Source organism: Bradyrhizobium sp. AUGA SZCCT0283 (assembly GCF_018130385.1).
Classification (GTDB): Bacteria; Pseudomonadota; Alphaproteobacteria; order Rhizobiales; family Xanthobacteraceae; genus Bradyrhizobium.
Window position 1 is genome coordinate 259,616 of sequence record NZ_JAFCLU010000003.1, and the last position, 19,739, is coordinate 279,354.

The window sequence follows — 19,739 nt, forward strand, 5'->3', positions numbered from 1 at the left end:
CGGACCGTTGAGCGGACCGACTGGCGTGGCGCGGGTGTATCGTCTTCCCCTTGCATCACCGGCGCGGAGGCCGGCTTCCTATGCGCATGGGCGCACTGCGAATGCCGACGCCTTCATCGAACGGATCGCGGCCGGCCTGATGCTGCTGGCTGTGATGGCAACGTTCACGCTTTCGTCGTCCGTACTGACCAACTGGAAAATTCACTATTTGACGGCGGGCGGAAATTTTTACGAAAAGCTGCATCCAGCAACCTACTTCACATTGTTCGCATTCTCGCTCCTGCTGATCCGCAGCCGCGGCCCGGTCGGCGAGCTCAACTGGATGCTTTCCGAATCGAAGCTGCTGCTGGCCTATCTGCTCTGCTGGCTGTTTCTCTTGATCCAGGTGATCGTGCTCGAACGCCCATTCACGGTCATCATCGACACGTTTCTGCTGCCGATCCTGATCGCGATGGTGATGTGGCAGCTGTCACCGGCGCAAAAACGCCCGCTGGCCTGGGCCATTCATTTCACCATCCTCCTGAACGTCGTGCTCGGATACTATGAGTATTTCTCCGGCCATCGGCTGATCCCGTTGACGCTCGGTGACGTCGTGGTGATGGGAGAATGGCGCTCCGCCGCGCTGCTGGGCCATCCGCTCACGGCATCCGGCATCGTCGGCGCCTATGTGCTGGCGCTGGTGTTTCGTCCGGCGATCTGTCCACCACTGCTGGTCCGGCTGCCGCTGATCGCATTCTGCCTGGGATCGCTGATGGCCTTTGGCGGCCGAACGTCGCTGGTCACCGTGCTGGCGATGATCGGACTGGTCGGACTATTCGAGGCGTTCCGCCTGATGCAGGGACGGCGAATGCCGCTTCCCGCGGCAATTCTCGCTATCTGCGTGTTGTTTGCCGCAGGCGCCATCGTATTCGCCGCGCTGGACCTCGGCATTTTCGACAAGATGCTGCTGCGCTTCTCGTCCGACAAGGGCAGCACGCTGGCGCGCTTCGCCACCTTCAGCCTGCTCTCGCATTTCGATTGGCATGAACTGATCCTCGGCCCCAACCCGGTTCGGGTGAATGCGCTGCAGTCGCAGCTCGGCCTCAACTACGGCATCGAGAACTTCTGGATCGCCTCCATCGTTCAGTTCGGCCTCGTCCACACCGTCCTGCTGACGATCGGACTGATCTGCTTCTTCGTCGAATTGCTGCGCCGCTCAAACCCGGCGGCATGGGCCATCATGCTGCTGATCATCGTCATCGCTGCCAGTTCGGTGAGCTTCTCGTCGAAGAACATTCAGCTCGCGCAGTTCGTGATCCTCATCTCGGTCCTGCTGCCGCGCGAGCCGCGGCGCGTCACCGCGCCCGCGCCAGTCCGCCCGCCTGTCAGCTACCGGTCCGTTCCGGCTTAACTCGGGATTCTCTTTCGCATGACCATCTATGTCGACAACACCCATCTCGGACGTCACGTCACCGGCCTTGAGCGCATCACGCTGGAGCTGTTCTCCGAGGCCGCGCTTGCGCCGCTCGATGTCGTACCGGTGAAGGCGCAAGGTCTTCGCCAGATGCTGACAACGCAGACCCTGGGTTTGCCGATGCGACTCGCCGCCTCGTCCTCGATCCTGCTGTGTCCCGGCTTTCCCCCGAGCCCGCTGCTGCGGCCGTTCGCATCGCGGGTGCTGCCCTATATCCACGATGACTTCCTGATCACGCGGCGCGCCGAGCTCAACATGCGGGCCCGACTCTATATGGCCGGGCCCTTCAAGCTCGCGCTGCGGCACTACCCGCGCTTTCTTGCCAATTCCGGCGATACGAAGCGCAAACTTGCCGCGCATTGCCGGCCCGACGCGGAAGTGACGCTCTATCGGCCTTCGGTCCGCAACGTGTTTGGCCTCGACCCCGGGCAACGCGGCGAACGCAGCGCGCAGCCCAAACCTCTTCGGCTGATCGCGCTGGGCACGGTCGAGCCGCGCAAGAATTTCAGGGCGGCGGCACAAATCCTCGACGCGTTGCGCATGCAGGGATTTCCGGAAGCGACGTTGGACATCGTCGGCAGATCGGGATGGGGCGACGACTGGCAAGCGCTGGTGAGCCAACCCGGCGTTACGCTGCACGGATATCAATCCACTGAGCGGGTCAATCAGTTGCTTGACGCCGCCGACCTGTTCATCTGCACCTCCCATGACGAAGGCCTGGGGTTGCCGCTGCTGGAGGCGCAGCACGCCGGCCTACCGATCATCGCCCCCGATGCCGCCATTTTCCGCGAGGTGCTTGGCGAGTCCGGCATCTACGTCGATACCGCCGACCCCGCTGCTGCAGCCGCGCAGATCGCGGCTGCCCTGTCGAACGAAGACTGGCGCGTCCGGTACGTGACACTGGCCGTGCGCAATCTGGCGCGCTGGAACGATCTGGCGCGCGGCGACCGCGAAAATGTCATCAGCCTGATCGCACGCCTTGCTCACCGTCGAGGAAATGCGAGCCCGGAGTATCGTAGCGTTGCATGAGACCAGCACAAGGCATCAGGATGGGTTGCGGATCATTGCGGCCGGCGCCGTTGTGGTCCTGCACTATTCCGATTACTTCAAGGACGTGACGATCGGCCGTTTCATGGTCGCGCGCACCTGGCATTTCAATCTGTTCGTCGATCTGTTCTTTGTCGTCTCCGGCTTTGTCATCGCCCGGCAATATTTCGGCCGCGTCAATGATGCCGGATCGATCGGCCGCTTTCTCTGGCGTCGCCTCGCCCGCATCTATCCGCTGCATCTCGTCACGCTAGCCTTCTATGTGGCGCTTGCCGGAGCGCTTCATTTCGGCGCCGCCCGGACGGACAACCCCGCCCGCTACCCGCTTTCCGACCTGCCCGCGCAGTTCCTGCTGCTTCACGCCTTCATCGGCGAGCGCCTGACGTTCAACTTCCCGAGTTGGTCGCTGTCGGCGGAGATGTTCTGCTATCTGCTTTTTCCGCTCGTCGCGCTGATCGCGCAACGCCGCAAGGAGGCGATCATTGCGCTCGTGGCCCTCACCGCGCTCGCCAACTCCCTTTGGGTGTGGGCGGCAGGAACGACGCCGTGGGCCGACTGGATCAACCAGGGCGGCGCCTTCAGGGCGCTGCCGGCCTTCAACCTCGGCATGGCCTGCTATCTGTTTCGCGACCGGATCGCGCGTTGGCCTGTGATTCCCGGCGCGCTGGCCGCATCGCTAGCCGCATTTATCGTGCTCGGCTCGTGGCTGCCGACGATGACCGCCCTGGTCGCGATCTACGCTATCGCGATGCTTGCCGTTCAGGCCGATTGCGCAGGGCGCGAGACGCTGCTGTCGCGGCTCCGCTTCGATCGCTGGTCGCCGCTGACCTATTCCTGCTACATGCTGCATATTCCAGTTGCGACCGTCATCATCACCTTCGGATCGCGGCTTCTGTCCCTGTCGCCGCAGGAGCGGCTGATTCTTGCACCGGTAGCGATCGTCGTTCTTGCATTCGCAAGTGTCGTCTCGCTGCGTACGTTCGAAACGCCGCTGCGGCGATATCTGACCGAGGCCTACGACCGCCGCGCTATCAGGCCCGCGCCGTCTCCTGCGATCTCACGGCAGGAGGGCACATGATGACGGTCGTAGAGCGCATAGCGGCAAACCCGCGATCTCTGAGCGTGACCCATGCGCCGGCCAAAAGCCGCGATGGCGTCATCGACGCCATGCGCGGCATCGCCATCCTGATGGTGATCGGAATCCATTCGCTGCCGCAGCCGCTTGATGCTATCTGGGAAAAATCGCTCGACGCGGCGCTGCGGCCCTGCGTGCCGGTCTTCCTGTTCGTATCAGGATATCTGACGGCGCTTTCCGGCCGCGTGCCGCTTGCGAGGCGATTGAAGGCGGCCTTGATTCCCTACGCGATCGCGTTCGCCGCCGCCTATGTCTACATGGCGCTGCATAATCCGGCGATGGACCATCGCATCGGCACGACGCTCGCGCGGTTCGGACTGGGATACGTATTCGTCTACTACTACGTCTTCGTCTATGTCTGCTGCACGCTCGGCCTGTGGCTCGTCCTTGCGGTTGGCGAGACGGGACAGTCGGATTCAAGAAAGCGGATCGCGGCGCTGCTGATCCTCGCGATCGGCTGCGGTCTGCTTGCCGGCAGCTATCTCGACCCGGCCATGTCCAGGCTCGGCGCCTCGGACGCCTTGCTCGACGAAGTCCGCATGCGCGACATTCCGTTTTGGTTCTCGTTTGTCGCGATCGGCGCGCTGACCGCGATGTTCGCGGACCTGAGCGACCAGGGCATGCGCCGCGCGTTGCTTGGCGCCATGCTGGCCGCCTACATCGTCTACGCCGCCGTGCGCATTCTCGGCCTTGGCGACGCCGCCACCTACGATTCGACCGCGTTCCTCGTCTATGCAGCCCTGTTCTGCATCGCACTGTTCGCCATCCAGCCGGGCGCGCCGCTGCTTGGATGGTTCGGCTCGGGCAGCTACTTCATCTATCTCTGGCACATCTTCATCGTCATGGCGCTGCGCGATCACTTTGGGCTGCGCCAGCTCGACGGCGTCGCCAGCTTTGCCGTTTGCTGCACCTTGACCGTCCTCGTCTCTACCGCCGCGCTGCTGGCCCTCCGGCAGTTCGCTTCCCGCCGACTCTGCCGCTGGCTGGGGGCCTGAGCGATGCTCCTGAAACACACCCTGCTCTATCTGCCGGCGCAGTTCGTCGGACCGCTGTTCCAGCTGCTGGCGATGATCGTATGGACGCATGTCGTCGACGAACACACGCTCGGTGTCATCACGCTGATCACCGCCACGCACGAATTGCTGCAGATCGGCTTTCTCGCCTGGTGGTCGCAATATGCGCTGCGTTTCCTCGGACGCTACCAGGACGTCAACGATGCGCCGCGCTTCTACCGCACCGAAAATGCGGTCCTGTTGGCGTCCGTGGTGCTGCAAAGCGCAGCCGTCATCGGAATTCTGCTTCTGGTCATTGCGCCCGGCGCCAGAACGGGCCTTCTCCTTGCCGCCGCGGCCTACGTGATAACCCGATCCCTCAACGTCTATATCGGCGAGCGCGCCCGCGCGCAGCAGCAGATCCGGGTATACACGATCCAGCAGGTGTTCGGGCCGTCGGTCGGATTTGTCGCCGGCCTGGCGTTGATCAGATTGTTCGGCCAATCGGCGGAGTGGCCGCTTGCGGGATACGCCGCGGCGCAACTGATCGCAGCGCTGATCGTGATACCGACACTCCGCTGTGGCTACCGCCTTTGGCCCATCGACCGGGAGATTGTCGTGCACGCGCTGCGCTACGGCATTCCGCTGATCATAGGCGGCGCGCTCGGCTGGGTCGGCCTCAATGCGTCGCGCTTCATCGTCAACGACATGTCCGGCGTTGCCGCAGCCGGGCTGTTCGCGGTCGGTTACGGCCTCGGCCAGCGGGCGGCGGCGGTCGCGGCCATGCTGGTGACGGCCGCCGCGTTCCCGCTGGCGGTAAAGAGCATGGAACAGGAAGGCAGTCAGGCCGGCATGCGCCAGCTTGCCGCCAATAGCGCGCTGCTGGTCGCGATCCTGGCGCCGAGCCTCGCCGGCATCTTCATGCTGAGAACGGAGATCGTGCATCTATTGATCGCGGCGCCGTTTCAAGCGGTGACGCTCGCCGTCCTGCCGCTCTCCACCCTTGCCGGCGCGATCCGCAACCTGCGCGCCCATTTCGCCGACCAGGTGTTTCTGCTGCAGAACCGCACGCGCTGGATGATGGCCATTGCGGCAATCGACGCGTTGATGACCGTGGTGTTGAGCGCCCTGTTGCTGCCGCGCTGGGGGCTGCCCGGCGTCGCCGGCGCCACCGTGCTGGCGGCGCTGGCCGCGGCAAGCGTCAGCTTCTCGATCGGGATTACCCGGTTTGGCCTGCGCCTTCCGGTCGGCCATCTGGTGCGCATCGCTTTCGCCACGATCGCGATGGCGGCGCTGCTGCGGATCTTCCCGGAAGCCCGCACCCTCGCTGTGTTGGCGGCGCATGTCACGGCAGGCGCCGCCGTCTATTTCAGCGCGCTCGCCCTGCTCTACGCGCCGTCGCTGCTGCGGATACTCCGCCCACGCCCCCAGCATTCGGGGGCATGAGCGTCGATCGGCGCTCACGACTTCCTGGTATTCTCGAACGCGCGCGCCATCGCGAACCAGAGCGGCTTCTTTTGCATCGACGAATCGAACGGGAGAGGCCGGGGCAGCCGCTGCGCGAGGGGATCCTTCTTCTTCGCCGCGTCGGTATAGAACGAGTAGTTATCGGCAAGTTCCCACGCGATGACCACCTTGACCGCCGGAACGCGTAGCGCGTTGTTCAGGAATCTTTCGGCCGTCTCGGCGATCATGGCATCGCGTGCCGCGATGTCGTCCGGAAACGTGTCGTCGCGCACGTCGAATTCGGTCAGATAGATATCGACGCCACGATCGGCGAGCGCATGAAGGAATTCGGCAAAACGTCCGGGGTCGTGCGGGTACCGTGGTTGCAGGTGGCTTTGCAATCCGACCGCATGCAACGGCACGCCGGCATGCTTCAATTCGTCGACCAGTTGCAGCAATCCCTTGCGCACCGTGAGACCGACCTCATCGTCGCGCTCGCTCTGCGCCTCGTTGAGAACCAGTCTGGTCTTCCGGTCGACCGTCGCCACACGTTCGAAGGCGCGGCGAACATATCCCGTGCCGAACGTATCGTACCATGGACCGAGCCTGTAACCGCCGGGCGCCTTGTGCCCGGGCCAGAACGGTTCGTTGACGACATCCCAGGAGTGCAGCTTGCCGACGTAACGGGCAGCCACTTCCTCGATATAGGAATCGAAGAATTTTTCGCGCTCGGCGCCGCTCATGTTCCTGACCCATTGCGGAACCCATTCGTTCCAGATCAGGCAATGGCCGCGCATCGGAATGTTGTTGCTTGCACAGAATTGCAGCAGCCGGTCCGCGCTCTCGAATCGCTTTGGTCCTGGTTGCGGTGCGATGGTTCCCATCTTCATCGCAATGTCAGTCGTAACGATACGCGTCTGCGTCTGATAGAGCTCGCGATAGGCACGGTCCTTGTCGATGACAGGACCTGCAGCCGCGCCGAACACGATTCCGTTGCGCGCTGCGATGGCGCCGAGACTCTGCGCAGGCTGCGCGGCGAATGCTTTCTTCCCGTACGACGCAACACTTGCACCTGCGATGAGAGCGAGCGCATTTCGCCTCGACCACTGCTGCATAGCTGATCTCCATCATGTGAATGATTCGTCGCAACGTGTTGTCGTTCGCGCTGCGACATCGCCATCGTTGCGTCGCATTAGTTCGATTTCGTGACGATGCCGATCGAGAATTTTTCGGCTGACAGTTCCCGCCGCGAAGCACGGGCATGTCGATCGTCCAGCGTGAACGCATCTCTCAATCAAATCATCGTCAGGAGGTCGACATGGCGGAACCGCCAATATCGTTGCAGCCCAGCCTCACGGTCGACGGCATCGCCATCAATGTTCCATCGCTCCCCGAGGCGGTCTCGTCGATCGTGTCGGCTGCGCAACGTGGCGACAACTTCAGCGTCTGCACGCTCAATCTCGATCACGTTGTTCAATTGCAGCAACACGCGAACTTTCGCGCCGCCTATCGCCGTGCCCGATTTGTCACAGCGGACGGGTTCCCGATCGTCGTGCTGAGCCGTCTCATGGGCACGCGAATCGAGCGGACGACCGGCGCCGATCTCGTCGAACCGGTCTGCGCGGAAGCGCGGAGGAAAGGTCTTTCGGTCTTTCTGTTAGGCGCGAACGATCTCACGCTGAAGGTAACGGCGCGGCGTTTGTCGGAACGATTCAGGGGATTGCAGATCGCGGGATGCCTTGCACCGGGACCGGGGTTCGATCCCTATTCCAGCGAAGCCGATGCTGCGATCGAAAGCATTCGTGCCTCAGGCGCCCGGCTCTGCTTCGTTGCGCTGGGCGCGCCACGGCAGGAATTGTTCGCGGCGAGATGCCTCGACGAGCTGAACGGAACCGGCGTGTTATGCATCGGGGCGGCGCTCGATTTCATTGCCGGCACGCAGAACCGCGCACCGTCTATCGCGCGCAGAACCGGACTGGAGTGGGCGTGGCGCATGCTGCGCGAGCCGCGGCGGCTCGGTCCCCGTTACGTCAGATGCATGAGCGCGGTTCCGCGTCTCGTTGCGCGAACCATTCCGCAAATCATCCAGGCACGCATGAGGAAAGCCGCATGACTTCAACATTGACCCTGGCGCTGCGGGCGCGAAACACCAGCCGTATCAAGCCGCGCTATCAGATCTGCCTGATCCATCCGTTCGACCCGCGCGGCCAGAAGGTCGGCGGCCTCGAAACCTACATCCGCGACTTCATTACCTTCCATCCTGTTGACACCGATATCCTCTTTATCGGCGTCGACTCGACGGGCGAGCTGGAGCTGGGAAAGCTTCACCGGCTGACGTTCCGTGGCCGCGGCTTCGACTTCCTGCCCATCCTGCATTATTCGGACCAGCAGGCGCGCGAGGCGGCCCGCACGATCCGCACCTCGCTAACCGGGCAGTTCTTCATGGCGCTGCTCCGCCACTTCGGCCCGATCGCAAGGCTGATCCGCGCCAGGCGATGCTCGGTCGATCTGCGGCGCGTTGAATTCTCCTGGCTGCCGGCAATCCTGCGGCTGCCATTCGTGCAGATGCTTCACGGCGAGGGCGCGCCGAAATTGCAGATGGATTCGCTGCTGCGGAAATACGCCTTCGTTCACAACACCGGCGAGCGGTTCGCCGTCGCCATGAGCGAGAAATTCCTTTGCGTCAATCCATTCATCACCGAGCGGCTGCAGCAGACCTATCCGCGCCGCAAGGACAAGATCGACACACTCTGGACATGGGTCAACACGGATATCTTCAAGCCGCAACTCTGGCCGTTGAGCTCTTCGCCGTTCCAGATCGTGTTCGCGGGCCGGCTCGATGAGTTCAAGGATCCGCCGTTGATGTTTCGCGCCATCGAACGCCTGCGGCGGCGATTGAATGGCGATGTCAGGTTTCACTACATCGGCACCAGCGATCCGCACCGCTTCGAGGAATTCGCAGATATCGAGGACATCACCGTGCGCCACGGCTTCAAGGATGCCGCCGGCATGGCGGAGACGCTGGCGAGTGCACATGCCGGCATACTGACCTCCGAGTTCGAAGGCATGCCGCGTTGCGTGCTTGAGACCCTGGCGGTGGGCCGTCCCGTCGTTGCCATGCACCTGCCGCAGCTCGAACCCGTGATCCGCCCTGGCGTCAGCGGCTATCTGGTGGCTCGGGACGGCAGTCGCGACGACATGGTGGATACGCTCGTCCAGCGGTTCGTCGATATCAGGACGGCCATCGAGGCGGGCGCGATGAATCCGGTGCAAATCGCCGACAACATCAGGTCGTTCACCCCGGGCACCCAGCTCGCGCGGGTGTTCCGCTATCATCAGGAAATTCAGGATGCGCGCGGACTTGCCGCCGCGGCGCCGACCTATTGAGGGCACCGGATTGAACATCCTTCTGTTGACCAGCGAGTTCGCTCCCGCGATGGGAGGCATTGGCACCTATGCCCGCGAAATCGCGGCGGCCGCCAGCCGGCTCGGCGCAAAGGTCACCGTGGTGGCGCCCGATTACGCGCAACAGACCAACGACGACGACCGGTCCCTGCCCTTCGAGGTCATTCGATTTCGCGGCGGTCTCCATTCCATGCGCGATCTGCCGGCCAAGATCATGCTGGCGCGCCGCGGCGTCCGCGGCGATCGATACGATGTGGTCCATGCCGCCGACTGGCCGTTCTTCATCCCACTCGCGCTTTCCAGATGGCGAACGCCGGCGCGGGTCTTGATGACGGTGCATGGCACCGAGATCAACGAGACGCAGACGCCGCTGAAGCGCATGGCGATCCGCGGCGCCGGCGTGTTCGGACCGCGCACGGAGGTCGTCGCCAATAGCCGGTTTACCGAGACGCTGTTCCGCGAGCGGTTTGCCGTCGACCCGCGCAGGATCAGCGCGATCAATCTGGGCGTATCGGAATTCTGGTTCGGCGCGCCAAGGAAACGCCGCGAGATTCGCCTGGCCTATCGGCTGCCGGAAGACCGGCTGGTGATGATCACGGTCGCGCGGATCACGCGCCGCAAGGGACATCACCTGACGCTCGCCGCCTTGTCGCAGCTTCCGGACCATCTGCGCCATCGCATCACTTGGCTCGTGATCGGGCCGGACGGCGAAGCCGATTATGTCGATGCCCTGCGGCGCGACGCCGACGCGGCGGCCTGCGACATTCGTTTCCTCGGCCCGCAGCCGAACGAGGCGATCCGCGATCTCTACGCCGCTTCGGATTTCTTTTGCCTGACGGGATTGCCCGACACAACCGGCCGGGTGGAGGGATTTGGACTGGTCTATCTCGAGGCCGGCGCCGCCGGCCTGCCGAGCGTCGCGACCGAGGTCGGTGGCGTCCCTGACGCCGTGCTCGCCGACGAGACCGGAATTCTCGTGCCGCCGTCGGTGGAGAGCATATCGCAGGCGATCGCGGAGCTGGCCGCGGATCGAGGCCTGCGTGCCATTCTCGCGGCGGGCGCATCCGCCCATGCCCGCGCCCTTTCATGGGAACGCTGCGCGGCGACAACCTACGGCCTGGCCTATGCCGGCAAGCGGATATCTCCGGGCCGCGCCATCGGAACCGTGGCATGAAGCTCGTGGTCGCGACCGCGATGCTGCTCGTGCTCGCGGCCGGTGCGGCGCGGGCGGATAGCGAGAACTGCCGCAAGAGCCGCGAGTATCTGCTGGGCACGCCCGGCGGTGACCAGGCCCTGACGCCGCAAGCCTACAACGACCTGTTCAAGGTCTGCATCGCGACATCAGCCATGGCCAACGTGAAGGATGCATACATGCTGAGGGACGGCGGCATCGCCGTGATCCCCAAGCAGGACAGTATTTCGGCAACGGCCGCCACGCTGGCGCAGTTCTGCGACGCTCATCCGCACGGCGTGCTGCGCTTCATCACGGCTAAGGAAAAGCTTTCGATCCGCTCCGTAACCGACGTCGCGCGGATGTCGTCGACCGCGTCGACGCCATGCAAGAAGATTAAGGGCCTTTCGTAAGGCCCGCTCGCGCCGAACCTCACTTTTGCCGGTTGTAGTATTCCGGCATGGCGTGCGGATCCATCGCCTGTTCGGCCCTGCGCCCGAGAAAGAAGAAACCGCTGGCGGCGTCGGCTGCGGCCCGGCCGCGGCCGAATGCATCGAGATATCTGATCCAGAAGAACGGCAGCACAATCAGGCGCGACAGCTTGTTGCCCGCGCCGAGCGCGCGCGAGAAATAGCGGATCGACCACGCCAGCGCCACGCCGGCGCCGCCCACAGGTCCTGCGCTGATCTCGGAAAATCGCCTGAACAGCCAGCGATGACCGCTCTGCGTGAAACGCGAGAAGTCATAGGCCCGCTCATGCACCTGCTGCATGAACGGCGTCTCTGCATAGACCAGGCCCTCCTGCCGCAACACGCGATGCAACTCGGCAACGACCGTTGTAGGTTCCAGCACGTGTTCCAGCACCGCCTGCACCCAGACCCCGTCGAACACGCCGTCTTCGAACGGCAGTCTGTGGGCGTCGGCCACCAGCACGGTATGCGGCGAGGCATAAACGTCGGTGCCGACCAATTCGATGGAATCATCCCGGTAGAGCTCCTCTGCGCCCGAACCGATCGTGCCGCCGCCGACCACAAGCACGACCGGCCGCCGCACCTCCTGCTTCAGCAGATCGATGAATTTCGCGCTGTTGGAGACCGCCACCGGATTACCCCCGAAGGTCAGGCGATGCAGCCGCGACCCGATGGAACGGCGGCTGACGTCCCGCAGCAGCACCGAGCCGTTCTCGGCGTCGTATATTCGGCGCTCAAAAATGCTGGCCGCAAAATCGATCAGCACCGGTTGCGCGCCGACCATGGGAAACCCGGCCCTGCTATAATCGCAGGCACGGTTCGAACAGGACGGCTGTGACCACGCGTTCCGCAGCGCCGACGAACAGCGGGGGCAGCGAAGGCGTTTTTTCCAGTGCGTGGGTTCCGTATTCGCTACCGAGCGGTCGACGGCAGAAAGCTGCAAAGAAGGGCCTCACATGTCATTTCTTCTGCCCTGCCCACGCCTGTTCGCAATCGATGCTATTTCGAATGCACTGACAGCGCAACAATGCGGGACCGGGGAACTATTCGGATGGTCGCAATCTGGATGTCGTTTGGATGTCGCAGGAAGCTGCAGCCCGACGCTACCGGGAGGGCTTGCTGGAACGCAACGCACAAACCCGCTCCGTTGTTTCGCACCAAATATTGGGATTCCTCGAAACGCCTTCCAACCCGGCCAGGCGCCGCCAACCGGAAGACATCGGCTTCAGCCGGAATAACCCGGCATTCGCGACGCAACGATTGTGAATTTGACAATTCCCGACCCTGAGCAAATCTTGACCCGTCGGCCCGGCTTGAGTGATCGAGGAGTTGTTTGGCGTGTCAGCCCACGAACCATCGCAGCGAGCGGACGTACCAGGCTCGCTTCAGGTTTTTGTCCTCGACATCGACCGGAAGCCGACGCTCGCCTTTGAGGCAAACGGCCTTGCAGCCGCGCAGGAAATCTGTCGCGATGCCGACCTGCAGACCGATCTGGCCGCGCTCACATCGGACGGCGTCCCGGTCTGCGGGCCAGATTCAACGCTCGGCCTGCGGATAGCCGCGCCAGAGGAGATCGCGGCGTTCCGGCATGCGGTCGAACGGGCTCCGGGGTCCGACCAGCCCACCATGACGTTCCTGATCAAGATCGACGGTGTCATGGTCATAACCGTCGGCCCCGAACAGGACTGAACCGCCGCGTCCCCGCCGTCAGATGAAGAGCAGATGACCCGCGGTCAGGGACGTCACGCCGGTGAGCGTGATGGATGCGTCATGGCCGAGATCGATGACCGTGTCGTGTCCGACGACGTGGATGGAAAGATGCGCGATGTCGGCGGCGATCGTCGAGTCGATCTGGACGACGTCGTGACCTGCGGAATCTCCGGCCTTGAAACCGTGGATCACGTCGTGTCCGGCCGCCTCCTTGAAGACAAACGTGTCGCCGCCCGCGCTGTTCATGATGTCGCTCGCGGCCGTAGACGTCAGCGTGACGCCGGACGCATAGGCCGTCATGGTGTGCGAGCCGTCATGGTTGTCGAAGGTGGTCGCAAGCCTGTGCCCTGCCGCATCGAAAACATCGTGGCGCGCCGAATAGGCCAGGCCCGCGATGCCATAGGTATCGACGTCCCGGCCACCGTCGGCATGCCGGGTCGTTTGGGAGATCAGGGCGCCATCCGGCGCGTAGTTGGATTGAAGATAGGACCCGTTCCCTTGTGTCACCGTCTCCTGCACGAGGTGACCGGCCTGGTCATATTTGTCGAGCGTCCTGGCCCCGGTGGCGTCGACGGTCTGCTTCAGCGCCAACGTTCCGTCGGAATGAAAACGTTCGATCAGCACGCTATGTCCGGCGGGGTCGTTGACCAGATGTTGCGAAGAATAGTCCTTGCCAACAATGCCGTAGCTGTAGATGTCGCGGGACCCGTCGGCGTGCCGCGCTGTTTCGCCGTTCAAGACGCCGTCCGCCGCGTAACTGGACTGGACGTAGGAGCCATCCGTCTGCGTGACCGTCTGCTGGGCGATGGGCCCGGATTGATCATATTGAACGAGTGTGCGGACGCCGTTGGCGTCGACCGTCTGCTTCAGGGCCAGCGTGCCGTCGGCATGGAACTGCTCGATCAGCACGCTGTGGCCGGAAGAATCGCTGATCACGTGCTGTGAAGCGTACTCCATGCCGGTGATGCCATAGCTATAGACGTCGCGCGAGCCGTCGGCATGCCGGATCGTTTCGCCGGTCTGCGATCCCGACGCATCGTAGGTGAACTGACCGAAGGAGCCGTCGGCAAAACGCTTCAGGAAATTGAGAAGATGACCCTCTGCATCATAGGAGGCGCTGTCGACCGAGCCATCGCCGTTGACCGTTTGCCGAAAGGCAAGATCGCCGTCGGAAAAGAAGCGCTCGGCAAGAACCGTACGGCCGGTCGCGCTGATGACGTCATGCTCGGATGCATAATCCTTGCCGGTGATTTCGGATAGATAGACGTCGCGCGAACCGTCGGCATGGCGAACCGTCTGGCTGGTGATGTTTCCGGCGCCGTCGGTCGCCAGCACCTGAAGCGCATCGCCGGAAAGACCCGACAGTCTCGCCAGCAGATGGCCGGCATCGACGATGCCGTCGGCGAATTGCAGAAATTCGACGTTCACGAGATGGTCTTGGCCGTCGCGGTCCGCGCTCCGGTCGCGCACCACGAGCTGTCCGCCGACGATAGTGATGTCGTAGTCACGGGCACTGCCGGCGAATACCGCCGTATCGCTTCCATCTCCGCCGTCGATGTCGTCGTTGCCGGCGCCGCCTGCGATGAGATCGTCGCCTGCCCCGCCATCGATCACGTCGTTGTCGGTCGATGCGCCAAGGAACCAGTCCTGGTGACTGGACGCGTCGACATGGATGTTGCGGACGTAAAGGTCGAACGTGCCGGGCGAACTGGCGTTGGTGGCGTTGGCAGGCGTGACGGCAACGCCGTTGATCAGAAAATCCTTGATGTGCAGCGCGCGTCCCGGCGTGGCGTTCGCCAGCGAGATGTCGATGCTGGCGATCGCCTCGGGGTTCTCGAAGCTGACCGTGAAGGTCTGGTAACCCGCAGGATCCACCGCCGGCTTGAATTCCAGCAGTCCGGATACCGGCTTGCCGTTGAGCAAGATCTGGGCCTGGGCACCGACACCCTCGACCACCGAACCGTAGCCCACCAAGGTAACGGTCGTGACAGCCAATCTACCGGCGCCGCCGGGCCCGCCGATAATGATGTCATCTCCGGCGCTGCCGCGAATGAGGTCATCGCCCAAGCCGGCGCTGATGACGTCGTTACCGCGGCCAAGATCGATGATGTCGGCGACCGGCGATCCCGACGCCGTGAGGCCGGGCACGAAACCGTTGCCGTGAAAGTACTGCGAGACGATTGTCTCGGCCGGCTTTCCCATGACGGAATAGCCCGTGCTCGAATACTGGTTGTTGAGATCCCATTGCCAGAGTTCGGCGCCCTTGAACCAGCTGCCGCTATGCGACGTCCAGACCTGGAAGAAGGCGTTATAGGCGTCCGCCTGCTCCATCACGTCAGGCGTGCCATTGCTGGTCCACGATCCCGGCGCAATGGCGGTGCCATCGATGCTGCGATAGCCGACCTCCGTCATCAGCAGCGGCTTGTCGTATTTCGTCGCAAGCGAATGGAGAAAGTCGACCGGCGATTTGTAGTCGAAGGCGGCTGCGAAATAGGGATTGACCGGAACGGAGGTCCAGGCGTCGACCAGCTCCTGCACGGTCGGCGCGTGGCTGGCCGTCAATGGCGGATAGGTATTGACGCCGATCGTGTCGAGCTGGTCCCAAAAGCTGACATGGGCGGCCTCGTCGGTCGCCGCCGCATAGGTCAGTTCGCCATGATAGACCTCGCGGACCGCCGCAATGAGATCGGTCCAATAGCCGCGATATGGCGCGCCGGACAGGCTGCTCATCTCGTTGCCGATGGCGAACGTCTCGACGCCGCCGGCCTGCGCGACGGTGGCGAGGTGGACGATCTCGGCCTTGTAGGAAGCGAAGAAATCAGCGACGTCCGCCGGCGCGAGGCTGGACACCCTGGTTCCATTCAACGTCGAAAGCGCGGCCTTGAAAAGTACCGACAGGCCGGCGTCATGCGCGGCCTGGAAGCCCGTCAGCAGGCTGGCGTCGCTTTCGGTCTTGGCCGGGTCGGCGAAGACGGAATTGGCGGTTCCGGTTTGCGTCCAGATCCGGGCCGTGAGCTCGATCGAGTTCGATCCGAGCGACGCCATCTTTTGAAATGCCTGCTTGGCCGAGGCGCTTGAGAACTGCCCGTTCCATTCGGACAACACGCCAAAACCCTGAATGTCGAAGATATCTGCCACCACCGCGCTCCGTCTTTGTGCGACGGATAGCGCGAGGGATTAACGTTCAGCTTAAGATCGCTTCGGTTTGTACGTGGTGGCCGACGATTTTTTTCTGCGCGCATTCACGCGCTGAAAAATTGCCTCACGGGTTCCGGCGCAGGAACTTCGCCGCTCAATCTGCGCTCAGGACGTCGCCAAACTGCTCCCATGAAGTTCCAGTCCAGCGCTGAAGCTGCAGTTGCGTGTAGGCCATGCTGTTCTCGGGCCCGGTGTTGACGGCAATTCCCGGAATCAGCGTCGGAAGCGACAATCCGCGAATGCTGCGCGCCTGCTTCAAAATGTTCTCGCGCGAAAGATCGTCGCCGCACTGCTTCAGTACCTGTTCGAGGATCTGGCCCTGCTGCGTTCCGAACAGATAGTTGGCGTCGCCGATGTCAGCCCCCGGCAGGTACTTTTCGAAATGGGCGCGATACCATTTCATGCCGGGATCATTTGCCCACCTCTTGTCGTTCGCATCCTTCAGCATGGTGGCGGCGACGATGCCAATGGCCTTTTCCGGGCCGGCCGGCACGATGGTGGACGATACCGACGTGGAAACAAGATTGATGAGGAAGAGAGGCTTCCAGCCGATTTCATCGGCCTTCTTGATGGCCTGCGCGGCAAACTTCGGCGTGCCCGCGAGCAGGAATGCTTCCGCCCCGGACGATTTGAGCGTGACGACGTGGGAATCGATGGTGGGTTCGGTCACCTCATATGATGAGGCGACCACCTTCTTATCGAAGTCACCCTTCAGATGCTCCTTGAAGGCGGCGACGAAATCCTTACCCAGATCATCGTTCTGATAGAGGATGGCGATCTTCGCGTTGGGCGCGGTCCGCGAGATGTATCGCACGTAGATGGAGCCCTCCGTCCGGTAGCTGGGCAGGCCGGTGGTGGTCATCGGATATTCGACGAAGTTCGCGAACTTCGTGACGCCGCTGACGACAAAGAGATGCGGGACTTTCTTGGCGTTGACGTATTTGATCGTCGCGCTGATGCCGGGCGTGCCCAGCGGACCGAGCAGGAACGCGACTTCGTCACTCTCGACCAGCTTTCTGGTTTGCTCGACCGTCTTCGGCGAGCTGTAGGCGTCGTCGTAGCTGATGTAATTGATCTTGCGGCCGTTGATGCCGCCGCGCTCGTTGATCGAGGTGATGTAGGCGATCAGCCCCTTGGCGGTATTGCTGAGCGATGACGCCGGACCGCTGAACGGAAACGTTCCGCCGATCTTGATCTCGGTCCCGGTGACGCCGACGGTTTCGGCTCGCAGCGGTGCGCCCGCGAACGCAAGCGTCAACGCAACCGCAATAGCGACTTTCTTCATGATGGCTTCCCCCCTTTGTTCCCTCACATGCGCGGCCTGAAGCGGCCGCGGATCACCACGTCTCCTTGAAAGGCCGGATCTCCATTTCGAACGTCCATGCGCTGCGCGGCTGCTCGTAGAGCCGCCAATAGGCGTCCGCCACCGATGCCGGCGGCATGAGCGCGTCGGGATCTTTCAACGCGTCCGGGCCAAGCGCCTCGATCCGCCTTTGGCGAACCCATTCGGTGTCGACGCCGGAATCGATGACCAGGTGGGCGACATGGATGTTCTGCGGCCCAAGTTCGCGCGCCATGGCCTGCGCCACCGCACGCAGCCCGAACTTGGCGCTGGCAAAGGCCGCATAGCCGCGTCCGCCCCGCAGGCTGGCGGTGGCGCCGGTGAAGAAGATGTTTCCCTGACCGCGCGGCAGCATCAGGCGCGCGGCTTCACGGCCGGCCAGGAAGCCCGAATAGCAGGCCATCTCCCAGACCTTGCGGAACACCCGCTCGGTAGTATCGAGGATCGGGAAATTGACGTTGGCGCCGACATTAAAGATGCAGACCTCCAACGGCGCTTCCTTGTCGGCATCTTTGAGGAACGCCGTGACTTCCTCTTCCTTGCGGGCATCGAGCGAACGCGCAAAAATCTTGCCGCCGCTGGCTTGAATTTCGTTCACCAGCGGAGCGAGCTTGTCGCCGTTGCGGCGCCCGGCGAAGATCGTAAAACCCTCGGCGGCGAATTTCTTGGCAATCTCGGCGCCGATAAAGTCTCCGGCACCGATGATCGCCGCGGTCGCGTTTCTCTCAGGCATTGATTCTCTCCTGTTCGCTGCTGCCGGACTTTTGCGGCGGCTGACGATGTCAGCCGGCGGCCGTCGCCGGGCCAATTCTGCTCTCGTTCGCCATTTCCCGCAGCTTGTGTTTCAGGATCTTTCCGGTCGACGCTGCGGGCAGCGCGTCGAGAAAGACGATTTCGCTCGGCCGCTTGTAGGAGGTCAGGAGCCCTGCCGAATACGACTTGAGTTCGTCCGCTCCGATTCTAGCGCCGGGCAGAAGCTGGACGAATGCGACCACCTCCTCGTTACCCTTGACGTTCCGTCCGACGACGGCCGATTGCACCACGAATTCGTGCGCGTTGAGCACGGCCTCAACCTCGGCCGGATAGACGTTGAAGCCGGAGCGGATGATGAGCTCCTTGGTACGGCCCTCGATATAGAGATCGCCCTCGTGGTTCATCCGCGCCAGATCGCCGGTGTTGAACCAGCCGTCACGGTCGATCGCGGCGGCGGTCTGGTCCGGTGCCCGATAATAGCCCAGCATCACGTTGGGACCGCGGACATGCAGCTCGCCGACGGCGCCGTCGGCGATTTCCTTTCCATCGCGGTCGACGATCCGATGTTCGACGCCCGGGAGGAACGGCCCCACGGTTTCGTCCCTGGCGGGCCGGCTCTCCCGCACGCCGGAAAGGCCCGGCGAACACTCGGTGATCCCGTAGCCGTTGAGCAGCGGAATGCCGAACTCATCCTCCATGCGGCGCTTCAACGTCAGATCGAGCGGCGCGCCCGCCACGCACATCATCCGCAAGCGGCCACGCGCGAGGCGCGATATCCCCTTCACCGCCTTGTATTCGAGCAGACGCTGATAGGTAGCGGGCACCCCGTAAAGCGTGGTGATCCCTTCCTTCGCGATCGCTTCGGCCAGGGCGGCAGGATCGGCCTTTGCGACAACGTGCAGCGTCGCGCCATGCATCAGGGTCGCGATCAGCAGGATCGAATAGCCGACAATGTGCGACATCGGCAGCACGCCGTAGATCCGGTCGGCGGGACCGCTGTTGCGCAGGATACCGGACGTTTTCGCTGCGACCAGCAGGTTACGGTGGCTGAGCATCACGCCCTTCGGCGCGCCTGTCGTGCCCGAAGTATACATCAGCGCCGCGACCTGGCGCGCGGCGTCTACCGCGACGGGCTCGGCCCGTGTCTCTTCGTTCAACGGCCCAACGCCGATACCACCGAACGGCCCGATCGAGCGTGTGGCCGCGCCGGCGCGCAAGGCGTGATCGGCCGCCTCCTTGGAAAGCGCCGAGTTGAACAACACCCGGCGGGCGCCGCTATGGGATCGGATCTGTTCGAGTTCGCGCGCGCTCAGGCGCGGATTTACCGCAATGGCCCAAGCATCGAGCTTGCCGATGGCGAACAGGATCGCCCCAAGGGCAACGCTGTTCTCGCTGGCAACCATCACCCGGTCGCCGGGCCTGACCTGCAGCTCGCGCAGATCGCGGGCCGCCGCCTCGACCGCGTCGGAGAATTGCCTGTAACTCCACGAACGTCCGGCTTCAATGAACGCCGGATGTTCAGGCGTTTCGCGAGCGAACGTCGCGTAGACTTCGTGCACGCGCGAAGGGAGACCTTCGATCAGGTCCTGCACGGTGATCTTCTCGATAACCATCTCC

At 63.1% G+C, this 19,739-nt stretch carries 17 protein-coding genes; 11 read left to right on the forward strand and 6 right to left on the reverse strand.

Annotation, left to right across the window (positions count from 1 at the left end; translation table 11 throughout):
• Positions 1 to 7 precede the first annotated feature (7 nt).
• From JQ624_RS06725 to JQ624_RS06745, 5 genes are read left to right on the forward strand one after another with little or no spacing between them, the layout of a single operon-like run.
• Positions 8 to 1,390, forward strand: coding sequence for a VpsF family polysaccharide biosynthesis protein (locus tag JQ624_RS06725; RefSeq protein WP_249129463.1), 1,383 nt, complete (start codon positions 8 to 10; stop codon positions 1,388 to 1,390).
• Positions 1,391 to 1,408: 18 nt separating this feature from the next.
• A complete protein-coding gene (locus tag JQ624_RS06730; RefSeq protein ID WP_212418065.1) occupies positions 1,409 to 2,482 on the forward strand; it encodes a glycosyltransferase in 1,074 nt (357 codons plus the stop codon).
• Positions 2,475 to 3,578: an acyltransferase gene (locus JQ624_RS06735; RefSeq protein WP_212418066.1), complete on the forward strand. Its 1,104-nt coding sequence runs from the start codon at positions 2,475 to 2,477 to the stop codon at positions 3,576 to 3,578. The genes JQ624_RS06730 and JQ624_RS06735 overlap by 8 nt, the downstream gene beginning before the upstream one ends.
• A complete protein-coding gene (locus JQ624_RS06740) occupies positions 3,575 to 4,630 on the forward strand; it encodes an acyltransferase (RefSeq protein WP_249129465.1) in 1,056 nt (351 codons plus the stop codon). Before JQ624_RS06735 ends, JQ624_RS06740 begins: the two co-directional genes overlap by 4 nt.
• 3 nt (positions 4,631 to 4,633) lie before the next feature.
• A complete protein-coding gene (locus JQ624_RS06745) occupies positions 4,634 to 6,073 on the forward strand; it encodes a lipopolysaccharide biosynthesis protein (RefSeq protein WP_212418067.1) in 1,440 nt (479 codons plus the stop codon).
• 14 nt (positions 6,074 to 6,087) lie between these two features.
• On the opposite strand, the gene JQ624_RS06750 is transcribed toward JQ624_RS06745, so the two are convergent.
• Positions 6,088 to 7,188, reverse strand: coding sequence for an endo-1,4-beta-xylanase (locus JQ624_RS06750; protein ID WP_212418068.1), 1,101 nt, complete (start codon positions 7,186 to 7,188; stop codon positions 6,088 to 6,090).
• 203 nt (positions 7,189 to 7,391) lie between these two features.
• Here JQ624_RS06750 and JQ624_RS06755 point away from each other — a divergent pair, with 203 nt between their 5' ends.
• From JQ624_RS06755 to JQ624_RS06770, 4 genes are read left to right on the forward strand one after another with little or no spacing between them, the layout of a single operon-like run.
• Positions 7,392 to 8,186 (forward strand): WecB/TagA/CpsF family glycosyltransferase, encoded by a 795-nt coding sequence (locus tag JQ624_RS06755; RefSeq protein WP_212418069.1) that lies wholly within the window; start codon positions 7,392 to 7,394, stop codon positions 8,184 to 8,186.
• Entirely contained in the window at positions 8,183 to 9,460 is a 1,278-nt protein-coding gene (locus tag JQ624_RS06760; RefSeq protein WP_212418070.1) for a glycosyltransferase, read from the forward strand. Before JQ624_RS06755 ends, JQ624_RS06760 begins: the two co-directional genes overlap by 4 nt.
• Entirely contained in the window at positions 9,423 to 10,652 is a 1,230-nt protein-coding gene (locus tag JQ624_RS06765; protein ID WP_249129466.1) for a glycosyltransferase family 4 protein, read from the forward strand. The genes JQ624_RS06760 and JQ624_RS06765 overlap by 38 nt, the downstream gene beginning before the upstream one ends.
• A complete protein-coding gene (locus tag JQ624_RS06770; RefSeq protein ID WP_249129468.1) occupies positions 10,649 to 11,062 on the forward strand; it encodes a hypothetical protein in 414 nt (137 codons plus the stop codon). Before JQ624_RS06765 ends, JQ624_RS06770 begins: the two co-directional genes overlap by 4 nt.
• A 19-nt stretch (positions 11,063 to 11,081) precedes the next feature.
• On the opposite strand, the gene JQ624_RS06775 is transcribed toward JQ624_RS06770, so the two are convergent.
• Positions 11,082 to 11,903: a class I SAM-dependent methyltransferase gene (locus tag JQ624_RS06775; RefSeq protein WP_212418071.1), complete on the reverse strand. Its 822-nt coding sequence runs from the start codon at positions 11,901 to 11,903 to the stop codon at positions 11,082 to 11,084.
• A 293-nt stretch (positions 11,904 to 12,196) separates the two neighbouring features.
• On the opposite strand from JQ624_RS06775, the gene JQ624_RS06780 reads away from it, so the two are divergent.
• Positions 12,197 to 12,385, forward strand: a complete 189-nt coding sequence (locus tag JQ624_RS06780) for a hypothetical protein (RefSeq protein ID WP_212418072.1) — start codon at positions 12,197 to 12,199, stop codon at positions 12,383 to 12,385.
• Between the two features lie 51 nt (positions 12,386 to 12,436).
• Complete coding sequence (locus JQ624_RS06785) at positions 12,437 to 12,808, forward strand: hypothetical protein (RefSeq protein WP_212418073.1); 372 nt, start codon at positions 12,437 to 12,439, stop codon at positions 12,806 to 12,808.
• Between the two features lie 18 nt (positions 12,809 to 12,826).
• On the opposite strand, the gene JQ624_RS06790 is transcribed toward JQ624_RS06785, so the two are convergent.
• From JQ624_RS06790 to JQ624_RS06805, 4 genes are all read right to left on the reverse strand, one after another.
• Positions 12,827 to 15,967 carry a glycoside hydrolase family 113 gene (locus JQ624_RS06790; RefSeq protein ID WP_212418074.1) on the reverse strand — a complete coding sequence of 1,047 codons (3,141 nt, stop codon included), beginning with the start codon at positions 15,965 to 15,967 and terminating at the stop codon, positions 12,827 to 12,829.
• A 154-nt stretch (positions 15,968 to 16,121) separates the two neighbouring features.
• Positions 16,122 to 17,312 carry an ABC transporter substrate-binding protein gene (locus tag JQ624_RS06795; RefSeq protein ID WP_212418075.1) on the reverse strand — a complete coding sequence of 397 codons (1,191 nt, stop codon included), beginning with the start codon at positions 17,310 to 17,312 and terminating at the stop codon, positions 16,122 to 16,124.
• A gap of 52 nt (positions 17,313 to 17,364) precedes the next feature.
• On the reverse strand, positions 17,365 to 18,102 hold the full coding sequence (locus JQ624_RS06800; protein ID WP_212418076.1) for an SDR family oxidoreductase: 738 nt from the start codon (positions 18,100 to 18,102) through the stop codon (positions 17,365 to 17,367).
• A gap of 49 nt (positions 18,103 to 18,151) precedes the next feature.
• Positions 18,152 to 19,735, reverse strand: a complete 1,584-nt coding sequence (locus tag JQ624_RS06805; protein WP_212418205.1) for a class I adenylate-forming enzyme family protein — start codon at positions 19,733 to 19,735, stop codon at positions 18,152 to 18,154.
• Between the last annotated feature and the right edge of the window lie 4 nt (positions 19,736 to 19,739).